This window comes from Nonomuraea sp. NPDC001684 (assembly GCF_053596515.1).
In genome coordinates this window covers 21,842-31,988 of record NZ_JBSFGJ010000062.1, presented here as the reverse complement: position 1 = coordinate 31,988, position 10,147 = coordinate 21,842, and the positions used below count along the sequence as shown (strand labels likewise).

General features: G+C 71.8%; 13 protein-coding genes. 6 read left to right on the top strand and 7 right to left on the bottom strand.

What is annotated here, in order from left to right:
- Positions 1 to 704, bottom strand: a 704-nt coding sequence (locus tag ACWCSD_RS15025) for a LysR substrate-binding domain-containing protein (RefSeq protein ID WP_449915327.1), incomplete at its 3' end; no start/stop codon positions are given.
- 116 nt (positions 705 to 820) lie between these two features.
- Here ACWCSD_RS15025 and ACWCSD_RS15020 point away from each other — a divergent pair.
- Both ACWCSD_RS15020 and ACWCSD_RS15015 read left to right on the top strand, forming a co-directional pair.
- Positions 821 to 1,372 carry a peroxiredoxin gene (locus tag ACWCSD_RS15020; protein ID WP_357964755.1) on the top strand — a complete coding sequence of 184 codons (552 nt, stop codon included), beginning with the start codon at positions 821 to 823 and terminating at the stop codon, positions 1,370 to 1,372.
- Entirely contained in the window at positions 1,369 to 1,905 is a 537-nt protein-coding gene (locus ACWCSD_RS15015) for a carboxymuconolactone decarboxylase family protein (RefSeq protein WP_352329931.1), read from the top strand. The genes ACWCSD_RS15020 and ACWCSD_RS15015 overlap by 4 nt, the downstream gene beginning before the upstream one ends.
- A gap of 103 nt (positions 1,906 to 2,008) precedes the next feature.
- On the opposite strand, the gene ACWCSD_RS15010 is transcribed toward ACWCSD_RS15015, so the two are convergent.
- From ACWCSD_RS15010 to ACWCSD_RS15000, 3 genes are all read right to left on the bottom strand, one after another.
- Entirely contained in the window at positions 2,009 to 3,040 is a 1,032-nt protein-coding gene (locus ACWCSD_RS15010; protein ID WP_397163709.1) for an aromatic acid exporter family protein, read from the bottom strand.
- An 88-nt stretch (positions 3,041 to 3,128) separates the two neighbouring features.
- Complete coding sequence (locus ACWCSD_RS15005; RefSeq protein WP_449915321.1) at positions 3,129 to 3,776, bottom strand: TMEM175 family protein; 648 nt, start codon at positions 3,774 to 3,776, stop codon at positions 3,129 to 3,131.
- A gap of 92 nt (positions 3,777 to 3,868) precedes the next feature.
- A complete protein-coding gene (locus tag ACWCSD_RS15000) occupies positions 3,869 to 4,537 on the bottom strand; it encodes an alpha/beta fold hydrolase (protein WP_397163713.1) in 669 nt (222 codons plus the stop codon).
- 180 nt (positions 4,538 to 4,717) lie between these two features.
- Between ACWCSD_RS15000 and bar the strand changes: the two genes are divergently transcribed.
- On the top strand, positions 4,718 to 5,809 hold the full coding sequence (bar, locus tag ACWCSD_RS14995) for a barbiturase (RefSeq protein ID WP_449915317.1): 1,092 nt from the start codon (positions 4,718 to 4,720) through the stop codon (positions 5,807 to 5,809).
- Between the two features lie 23 nt (positions 5,810 to 5,832).
- Here the strand turns inward: bar and ACWCSD_RS14990 are convergent, their stop codons facing one another.
- Positions 5,833 to 6,450 (bottom strand): nucleotidyltransferase family protein, encoded by a 618-nt coding sequence (locus ACWCSD_RS14990; protein ID WP_449915315.1) that lies wholly within the window; start codon positions 6,448 to 6,450, stop codon positions 5,833 to 5,835.
- Positions 6,451 to 6,572: 122 nt separating this feature from the next.
- Here ACWCSD_RS14990 and ACWCSD_RS14985 point away from each other — a divergent pair, with 122 nt between their 5' ends.
- Complete coding sequence (locus ACWCSD_RS14985) at positions 6,573 to 7,109, top strand: SseB family protein (RefSeq protein WP_387664235.1); 537 nt, start codon at positions 6,573 to 6,575, stop codon at positions 7,107 to 7,109.
- 156 nt (positions 7,110 to 7,265) lie between these two features.
- Here the strand turns inward: ACWCSD_RS14985 and ACWCSD_RS14980 are convergent, their stop codons facing one another.
- A complete protein-coding gene (locus ACWCSD_RS14980) occupies positions 7,266 to 7,646 on the bottom strand; it encodes a hypothetical protein (protein ID WP_358284960.1) in 381 nt (126 codons plus the stop codon).
- 23 nt (positions 7,647 to 7,669) lie between these two features.
- Entirely contained in the window at positions 7,670 to 8,053 is a 384-nt protein-coding gene (locus ACWCSD_RS14975; RefSeq protein ID WP_352363953.1) for a hypothetical protein, read from the bottom strand.
- A 266-nt stretch (positions 8,054 to 8,319) separates the two neighbouring features.
- On the opposite strand from ACWCSD_RS14975, the gene ACWCSD_RS14970 reads away from it, so the two are divergent.
- Positions 8,320 to 8,901: a prepilin peptidase gene (locus ACWCSD_RS14970; protein WP_449915310.1), complete on the top strand. Its 582-nt coding sequence runs from the start codon at positions 8,320 to 8,322 to the stop codon at positions 8,899 to 8,901.
- A 43-nt stretch (positions 8,902 to 8,944) separates the two neighbouring features.
- Complete coding sequence (gene aroC, locus ACWCSD_RS14965; RefSeq protein WP_358284964.1) at positions 8,945 to 10,126, top strand: chorismate synthase; 1,182 nt, start codon at positions 8,945 to 8,947, stop codon at positions 10,124 to 10,126.
- The last annotated feature ends 21 nt before the right edge of the window (positions 10,127 to 10,147 follow it).

Genomic DNA, 10,147 nt, shown 5'->3' with positions numbered 1-10,147 from the left:
CCCGCCACGAGCTGCACCAGCGTCGGCAGGCTGGTCGCGTACGTGGTCGCGGTGGCCCGCGCGCCCACCTCGCGGCACACGTCTATGGCCTGTTCGCGCAGGCAATGGCCCTGGTTGAGGAGCACGATGTCCAGGCCCTTGAGCGCGTCGCGGTCGAGCGGCGCGGGGTCCGCGGCCAGGGGGTGGTCGTGGGGGAGGGCCAGCAGGAAGTCCTCGTCGTAGAGCGGCGTCTCCACCAGGCCGCCCACGTCCGTGGGCAGGGCGAGCAGGACCAGGTCGAGCCGTCCCTCGCGGACCTCCTCCAGGATCGTGTCCGTCTTGGCCTCGTGGACGGTCAGCTTGAGCTGCGGGAAGCGCTGGGCGAACATGGGCAGCAGCGCGGGCAGCACGTACGGCGCCACGGTGGGGATCACGCCGAGGTGGGCCGGGCCGCTGAAGGGCTCGCGGTTCTGGGCGGCCTCGCCCATCAGGTCCTCCACGGCGGCCAGCACCCGCCAGGCGTGCTCGGCCACGCGCTCGCCGGCGGAGGTGAGCAGCACCTTGCGGGTGGTCCGCTCCAGCAGCTGTGTGTCCAATATCTCCTCCAATGAGGCGATATTTCCGGACAGGGTGGGTTGGCTCATCTTCAGTGCCGTCGCCGCCTCCCTGAAGTGGAGATGCTCGGCCACGGCCAGGAAGGAACGCAGCTGAGCGAGGGTGGGCATGGGCTCACTGATAGGAATCACCTCTCAGATTGGTCCAACTACTCGATTTCTCGAATCAATGCTAGGTGCGGCAACGTAGGTGCCCTGACCCGCACTTCCTCCGAAGGAGTAGGAACTTGCTCACCGTCGGTGACCGCTTCCCCGAGTACGAACTCACGGCCTGTGTCGACCTCGACCCCGACAAGGCGTTCGCTGAGATCAACCACAAGACCTACGAGGGCAAGTGGCGCGTGGTGTTCTTCTGGCCGAAGGACTTCACGTTCGTCTGCCCGACCGAGATCGCCGAGTTCGGCCGTCTCAACGGCGAGTTCGCCGACCGTGACGCCCAGGTGCTCGGCGTCTCGATCGACTCCGAGTTCGTGCACCACGCCTGGCGCAAGAACCACGAGGACCTGCGCGACCTGCCCTTCCCGATGCTGAGCGACATCAAGCGCGAGCTGTCGCAGGCCTGCGGCGTGCTCGGCCAGGACGGCGTCGCCCAGCGCGCCACGTTCATCGTCGACCAGAACAACGAGATCCAGTTCTCGATGGTGACCGCCGGTTCCGTGGGCCGCAACGTCAAGGAGGTCCTGCGGGTCCTCGACGCCCTGCAGTCCGACGAGCTGTGCCCGTGCAACTGGAACAAGGGCGAGGCCGGCCTCGACGCCCAGAAGCTGCTGGCCCAGTGAGCGTCGACACCCTGAAGTCGCTCCTGCCCGACTACGCCAAGGACACCAGGCTCAACCTGGGCTCGGTCACGACCACCTCGTCGCTGACCGACCAGCAGCTCTGGGGCACCGTCCTGGCGTGCGCCCTGGCCACCAGGTCGGCGCGGGTCATCGCCGAGCTCTCGCAGGACGCCGCCGACCACCTGTCGGCCGAGGCGTTCACCGCCGCCAAGGCGGCCGCGTCGATCATGGCGATGAACAACGTCTACTACCGCGCCACCCACCTGATCGGCGACGAGACGTACGCGACGCTGCCGGCCAGGCTCCGGATGACCGTGATCGGGAACCCGGGCGTGGACAAGACGGACTTCGAGCTGTGGTGCCTGGCGGTCTCGGCGATCAACGGCTGCGGCCGCTGCCTGGAGTCGCACGAGCAGGTGCTGCGGGGCGCGGGGATGCCGCGTGAGCAGGTCCAGGAGGCGCTGCGGGTGGCCGCCGTGATCAACGCCACCGCCGCGACCCTGGAGGCCGAGGCCGCGCTCCAGACGGTCTGACCTCCCCGCGGAAAGCGGAACCGCGAAAGCGCGAACCGCGTAACCGCAGGACCGCGAAGGCGGGCGCCCGTACGGGTGCCCGCCTTCGGCGTGCGCGGGGGTGCTAGCTGCTCTGGGGTTCGTCGAGCGGGGTGAGCGCCTGGCTGGCCTGCTCGTGCTCCAGGCCCGTGGCCTGCAACAGGTCCACCGCGATCGACCGCAGCTGCGCGATGATGACGTGCGCCGAGAAGCCCAGCCGCTCGGGCCGTTCGCGGCCGGCCACCGCGAGCAGCGCCTGCCGCGCCAGCAGGGGATCGCGTCCGGCGGCCAGCTCCAGCTGCAGCAGCAGCGCCGCCTCCGAGACCTCCCGCATCGCCTCGGCCAGCGCCGTGGGCGGCGGGCTCGCCTCGCCCAACGCGGCCAGCGTGCGGCGGACCATCACCCGGGCGTTGCGCAGGGCCAGGTCGACGGGGACGGCGGCGGTCTCGTACCGGGCCAGGGCGGCCCGGCGATGCCAGTGCAGCGGCGAGATCATGGTGATCTCCTTGCTGGTCTCCAGCGCCATCGCGAACTCCTCGACGGCGGCCTGCGTCGTCCGCGCCTCCTCCAGCGCCTCGGCGGCCAGGTCGACGTCCCGCTTCTCGATCGACTCCGCCGCCTGCTCCAGGACGGTGGACAGCGCGTCCAGCACCCCCGACAGGTGTTTGGCCGCGATCGTGAACGGGCTGGCGGGCATCAGCGCGACCGCCGCGACGCCGATGACGCCGCCGGTGAGGGCGTCGGCCATGCGGTCGAGGCCGCCGGCGTTCTCGCCGGGCAGCAGCGTGGCCACCAGCACCGCCGACGAGCCCGCCTGCGCGACGAACAGCGCCCCGCCGTTGAGCAGCAGCGCGACGGCCATGGCCAGCCCGACGACCAGCGCGAGCTGCCAGGGCCCCGAGCCGATCCAGGACACCAGCAGGTCGCCGACGCCGACGCCGAGGCTCACGCCGACCACCAGCTCGGCGACGCGCCGCAGCCGCTGGCCGAGCCCCACGCCGACGCAGATCAGCACGGAGATCGGGGCGAAGAACGGCCGGGCGTGCCCGAGCAGGTCGACGGCGACGACCCAGGCCAGCGCCGCGCCCACCGCGCACTGCACGATCGAGGGCGCCATGAGGCCAAACGTGCCCAGTCGTTCCCTTACGTGATCGCTGAGCCTCGTTCGCACCTTTTCACCTTGGCGGATCTTTGTGACATTGAGGTCACGTTTGCCCCGTGACATCCGGCTGAACCGCGCCAGGGGCGAGCCGCCTGCGGACGAGCACGATGATCGCGACCACGACCGGCGTGGCCATCCACAGGAACGTGGAGTCCTCGCCGACGCCGAAGGCCAGGACCGCGCTGACCGCCCACAACACCCCGCAGCCCCAGTACACCCAGGCCGAGGTGGCCATGCGCCGCCTGCTCGCGTGGGCGTTGAGCAGCCCCTGCGACAGGGCCAGCGTGAACAGCGCGCCCTGGCAGAACATCAGGAGCGCCTCGGTCCCCGCGAACAGCGCCAGCGCCAGGCCCTTGGACGCCTGGACGTCGATGTCGGCCGCCGACATCTCGCTCCACAGGTTCATCGTGTACGGCAGGAACGCCGAGCACAGCAGCAGCGGCACGTGCAGCAGCAGGACCGGCTGGGAGACCCGGTGGAGCTGGTCGAAGAGCGTGTGGTGAGCCCGCCAGCTGAACCACAACATGAGGAAGGCCAGCGCGAACGCCGCGAACGAGCCCTGGTGATGGCTCAGGAAGCCCGCGAGGTCACGGAAGTCGTCCTCCGCCGGGCGGGGGATCTCCAGGACGAGCAGCGTGATCGCGATCGCGAAGACCGCGTCGCTGAACATCCCGACCCGCTCCGGGGTCATGCCGGGACGGGGGGCCGATGGGGGGCTGGACACAGCGGGTCTCCGTGAATCGTGGGGGGACGACCAGCATAGAGGTCATGGCCTGCCTGGTCTCACCTGTCCAGGAAGGCGTCCACCGCGGCCAGGAAGGCGGCCCGTTCGGTGACGTGGACGAGGTGCCCGGCCTCGATCGTGACCAGCTCGGCGCCGGGGATCAGGCGGGCCAGCCCGGGGGCGTCGAACGGGCTCAGCCGTCCGCCGGACAGCACCAGCGTGGGTGCCGTGATCTTCCCCAGCTCGGCGGCCAGCGCCGGGTCGGGATCGACGATGTACGGCTCGGTCTGGTGCATCATCCGCCAGTCGAAGCCGGTGGAGTCGTCCTCCACGAGCGGCTGCCGTCCTTCGATCGGGTACGGCGCCGTGACGTCCTCCAGCACCAGCCGCTCGACCCGCTCGGGGTGGCGCATGGCCACATGGTAGGAGACCATGCCGCCGAGCGAGTGCCCGACCAGCCGGACGCGGTCGAGGCCCAGGTGGTCGAGGAGCGCCACGACGTCCTCGGCCATCGTGCTCACCGCGTACTCGCCCGGACGGTCGCTGGCCCCATGGCCGCGCAGGTCGGGTGCGAGGACGTGGTGACGGGCGGCGAAGTGCTGGGTGATGCCGTTCCAGTCGTTGTGGTTCGCGGTCCTGCCGTGGAGGAGGACCAGCGGCGGAGCGGCGGGGTCGCCCTCCTCGCGGTAGACGAGCTTGATGCCGTTGACGTGGGCTTCGCGAATCACATCCGGGAACACTACCTTCGCTCCGTTTGTGCGCTTCGAGGTTCCGCCGAGAGCTTGACCGGCCAGCGCACCTTGACATCGCCGCGGCCGTTCATGGGCAGACATTGCCCATGAACCCCGCCAGGCCGCTCGGCTAGCGTCGCGACGGTGGGGAAGCCGGTACTGGAGAAGGGGCAACGCATGCCGGACCCGATTGAAGTGCGCAAGGTGCCGATCGAGAGCGTGACCGACGCCTCCGGGCTGTCCCGGCTCATCGAGGACGGGGTGATCGAGGCACGCCGGGTGCTCGCGGTGATCGGCAAGACCGAGGGCAACGGCGGCGTCAACGACTACACGCGCATCCTGGCCGACCGGGCCTTCCGCGAGGTCCTGGCCGAGCACGGTCACCCGTCCCCGGAGAGCGTGCCGCTGGTGTGGTCGGGCGGCACCGACGGCGTCCTCAGCCCGCACGCCACCGTCTTCGCCACCACGGCGGACGCGCCGATGAGCGACGAGCCGCGCCTGTCGGTGGGCGTGGCGATGAGCGAGGTGATCCTGCCCGAGGACATCGGCCGTCCGGCGATGGTGGAGAAGGTGGCCGCCGGGGTGCGGGAGGCCATGAAGATCGCCGGCATCGACGACCCGCGCGACGTGCACTACGTGCAGACCAAGACGCCGCTGCTCACCCTGGCCACCATCACCGAGGCCAAAAGCCGCGGCCAGGACACCGCCATCGAGGAGACCGGCCCGTCGATGGACCTGTCCAACTCCACCACCGCGCTCGGCATCGCCGTCGCGCTCGGCGAGATCGACATGCCGCGGGCCGACCAGATCCACAAGGACCTGTCGCTGTACTCGTCGGTGGCATCGTGCTCGTCGGGGGTGGAGCTGGACCGGGCGCAGATCGTGCTGGTGGGCAACGTGCGCGGCATCGGCGGGCGCTACCGCATCGGGCACAGCGTCATGCAGGACGCGCTCGACGCCGACGGCATCTGGGCGGCCATCAGGGACTCCGGGCTGCCGCTGCCCGACCGTCCCCACCCTTCCGACCTCGGCGGGCGGCTGGTCAACGTGTTCATGAAGTGCGAGGCCGACCCGTCGGGGCGGGTGCGCGGGCGACGCAACATCATGCTGGACGACTCCGACGTGCACTGGCACCGGCAGATCAAGGCGGCCGTCGGCGGGGTGGCGGCCTCGGTCACCGGCGACCCCGCGGTGTTCGTCTCGGTGGCCGCCGTGCACCAGGGGCCGTCGGGCGGCGGACCGGTCGCCGCCATCGCCGACCTCGGCTGACCGGCCGGGCCTCGGCTGACCGGTCAGCCCGGCTGACCGGCAGGCCCTGGCTCGCACCAGGGGAGCACGGTCAGCTCGGGCCAGGCATCGGCGCAGCGCGCCGCCTTGGCCTCGTAGACCTCGCGCGGCGCCTGCCGGGGGTTGGGACGCAGCACGAGGTTGAAGGCGTCGGCCACGCCGTAGGGGGCGTAGACCCGCCACGCCCCCGACGGGGTGAGCCGGACGCCGATCGCGCTCGTGGTGCTGGGGAAGGAGTCGATCGCGGCCTCGGAGCTGTCGTAGGGCGGGCACGGCACGCCGAAGCGGCGCTCGTACCACAGATGGACGCGGGCCTCGTTGCGGATCTCCACCGGCATGTCGCCGAACAGCTCCCGCCCGGCCCTGATCGCGCGGTCCTCCGCCTCCCACGACAGGTCGGACGGATCGTGATAGATCAGGTCGTAGTCTTTGACGCCGTAGCCCGCCGGACGTCCGGTCACGTGGTTCCAGATCGCCTGGACGACCGCGCCCGCCGCCAGCCACCAGCCGGGCAGGCCGAGCGAGCGGGCTCCGCCGAGCACCCGCACCAGCACCGGGTCGGTCTCCAGCACGGCCCGCACGGCCGCAGTCTGCTCGTCGAGGGGGAGCCGAGAGATCCGCACCGCACCTGTCTAGCAGCCCACCCCGACAGAACACCGCCGGAACACCGCCGAGCATCCCAGGAACGCCTCCGGGATGCCTCCAGGAACGGGGGCGGTGGCGGCCGCGGGTAGTCTCGTTCGTTGTGCCGACCATCCCACAGCCACTCGACCCCGACGACGACGGCAGCGCCGCCCCCGCCGTGGCCGCCGCCCTGGCCGCCTACGAGTCGGGCGCGTGCGGCCCCGCCGACGTGCTGGCCGCTCTGAGCGGCGCGCGGCTGCTGGTGCCGGTGGTCGCCCTGCTGACCGAGTCCGAGGTCGGTGAGCACGGGCTGCGCCAGGAGAAGGAGAGCGAGATGGCGCTGCCCAAGCTCGTCGGCCAGGACGGCAGGCACGCGGTGCTCGCCTTCACCGGCACCGACGCGCTGACCAGATGGCGCAAGGACGCCCGCCCCATCCAGACCGGCACGCTCCAGGTCTGCCGGGCGGCCGTGCACGAGGAGGCCGCCGCGGTCGTGGTCGACGTGGCCGGGCCGGTGCAGTTCGTGATCGAGGGCGAGGTGCTGAAGGCGCTGGCCGCGGTCGAGTCCGGCACCGTCGACCAGCTCGGCGGCGTCACCGTCGCCAGGATGGAGCCCGCCCCGCCCCGCCGCCGCTGGTTCTCCCGCCGAAACAGCTGAACGCCGCTCCTCCCACGGAAAAGGCTGAACGCCGCTTCTCCCGTGAGCCGGACAAGCCGAGGCCCCCGGCCGGTGTCGTCACCGGCCGGGGGCGTTCGCCGGACGTCGTCAGGAGCGGACGTCGTCAGGAGCGGACGTCCTCAGGAGCGGACGTCCTCAGGAGACGGTCAGGTAGAACCCGGTGTCGGCCGCCACGCCGTCGGCGAGCTGGCTGTAGACCGCGACCGCCCGGTAGTGGCCGCCGCAGATCGCCGCCCCGCGCTGCACCGACAGCGAGCGCGGGTAGCTGGACCGGCCCGTCGGCGTCACGTGGATCGCCAGGTCGCCGTCGTAGTCGACGTCGTCGCTGAGGATCACGCAGTACGTCCCGCGGAACATACGCCTGACCTCCTCGACGTTCTTGCTGGCGGTCACCACGCCGTCCGCCCTGACGGTGGCCGAGGCCTGGGCGTAGGGCGTGTCCGCGTACGCCGCCGCGGGCGTCAGGACGGCCGCCGCGACGAGCGCGACGCCGGCCGCGCGCCGGATGATGTTCATTTGGGTGCTCCCTCGGTTCTCGGTCAGGAGATGGTCAGGTCGAAGCCGCCGTCGGCGAGCCGGCCGGTGCTGGTGTCGTAGACGCCGACGGTGATGGTGTTGGACTCGTGGCAGGTCGCCGACGAGTTCCGGTAGGCGATGAACGGCAGGCGGCGGGGCGCCCGCGGGGTGATCTGGATCACCGCGGCGGACGTGGTGACGTGCCTGTCGACCATCACGCAGTAGCGGCCGGTCGAGGCCCGCCACGTCTTGAGGATGTTCTTGCCGTTGTTCAGCTCGCCGTCCGCGTCGACGATCGCCGCGGCCCGCGCGTAAGGGGCCTGCAGGTCGGCGTACGCGGCGGGGCCGGTCATGATGAGGCTTGCGGCGCTCAGCGCGAGGCCGCCGGCCAGGATGCCACGGAACATGGGTCTTCCTCTCGGTCACTCTTCCGGGGGGCCACGACAGAAAGTAGGTTCCTGACCACCCCCGGAGCCGCGTGCCACCCCGTCCCGGACGATCAAAGTTCCTTGGGGGATCACCCCCGAACCCATGACCGCCGGCGTGCGTCGCGGCCCTCCGTCCGGGGCGCGAAAGCCCGCCGGGACGCGGGTTCGCTCTTGGCGCACGCCATACCCGGGCCGCCCGCCGCGATCCCGGGACGGCCGCCGGGCCGCCGCATTATGGTCTGCTCGTGGTCGCACTGATGGCGCTGCTCGGTCTGGTCGCCGGACACCAGGTCAGGGCGCTGGCCGACGCCTACGACGACCTCGCGTCCCCGCCGCCGTGGCCGCCGGGCGTGGAACTGCTGACCGCCGCCGTGACGGCGCTGACCGCCTGGCTCGCCGGGCCGCCGTACACGGGTCTCGCGCTGGCCGGCACGGCGCTGGCGGTCATCGACTGGCGTACCACCCTGCTGCCCGACGCGATCACGCTGCCCGCGTACCCGATCATCGCACTGACCCTGCTCCCCACCGGGGAGCTGCCGCGCGCGCTGCTCGGCGCGGCGGCGCTGGCGGCCGTCTACGGCCTGTTGTGGTTCGCCAGGCCGGCCGCGATGGGCCTCGGCGACGTCAAGCTGGCCGGGCTCATCGGCATGGCGGCGGCGGCGATGAGCTGGCAGACGTGGGTGGCCGCCGCGTTCGCCGGGCAGCTGCTCGGCGCGCTGTACGCGGTCGCGCTGCTGCTCACCGGGCGGGGCGACCGGCACACCCAGTTCCCCTTCGGGCCGTTCATGCTGCTCGGTGCTTTCGTGGCGCTCTGTCTCGGCTGGTGAACGACGGACATCCCACCCGGCCGCACGTGGAAGACTTGGAGTCATGTTGCGCTGGTTGACGGCCGGAGAGTCCCACGGCCCCGAACTCGTTGCCATCCTCGAAGGACTGCCCGCCGGGGTCGAGGTGACCACGGCCGCGATCGACGAGGCCCTGCGCCGCCGCAGGCTCGGCTACGGCCGCGGCGCGCGGATGAAGTTCGAGCAGGACCAGGTGACGATCGTCGGCGGCGTGCGCCACGGCCGCACCATGGGCAGCCCGGTCGCCGTCCGCGTGGGCAACACCGAGTGGCCCAAGTGGGAGAAGGTCATGTCGGCCGACCCGGTCGACCCGGCCGAGCTGGAGGGCCTGGCCCGCAACGCGCCGCGGTCCCGCCCCCGCCCCGGCCACGCCGACCTGGCCGGCATGCAGAAGTACGGCTTCGACGACGCCCGCCAGGTGCTCGACCGGGCCAGCGCCCGCGAGACCGCGGCCCGCGTCGCGCTCGGCGAGGTCGCCAGGCGCTTCCTGAAGCAGGCGCTCGGCGTCGACATCGTCAGCCACGTCACCTCCATCGGCGGCGCGCAGACCCCGACCGAGGTGCTGCCCGGCCCCGGCGACCTGGCCAGGATCGACGAAGACCCGGTCCGCTGCTCCGACCCCGAGGGCAGCGCCGCCATGGTCGCCGTGATCGACCAGGCGCACAAAGAGGGCGACACGCTCGGCGGCGTCGTCGAGGTGCTCGCCTACGGCCTGCCGCCCGGCCTGGGCAGCTACACCCACTGGGACCGCAGGCTCGACTCCCGGCTCGCCGCGGCCCTCATGGGCATCCAGGCGATCAAGGGCGTCGCGGTCGGCGACGGCTTCGAGACCGCCCGCCGGCCCGGCTCGCGCGCCCACGACGAGATCGAGTACACCGCCGAGAACGGCGTCAAGCGCGTCACCAACCGCGCGGGCGGCGTCGAGGGCGGCATGACCAACGGCGAGGTCCTGCGGGTCAGCGCCGCCATGAAGCCCATCTCCACCGTGCCGAGGGCCCTGGCCACGATCGACGTCAAGACCGGCGAGGCGGCCAAGGCCCACCACGAGCGCTCCGACGTGTGCGCCGTCCCGGCCGCGGGCATCGTGGCCGAGGCCATGGTCGCGCTGGTGCTGGCCGACGCGGCCCTGGAGAAGTTCGGCGGCGACTCGGTGGAGGAGGTCGCCCGCAACCTGTCCGGCTACCTCTCCTCGATGGTGATCAAGTGACGGCCGCGCGGAGCGAACGAG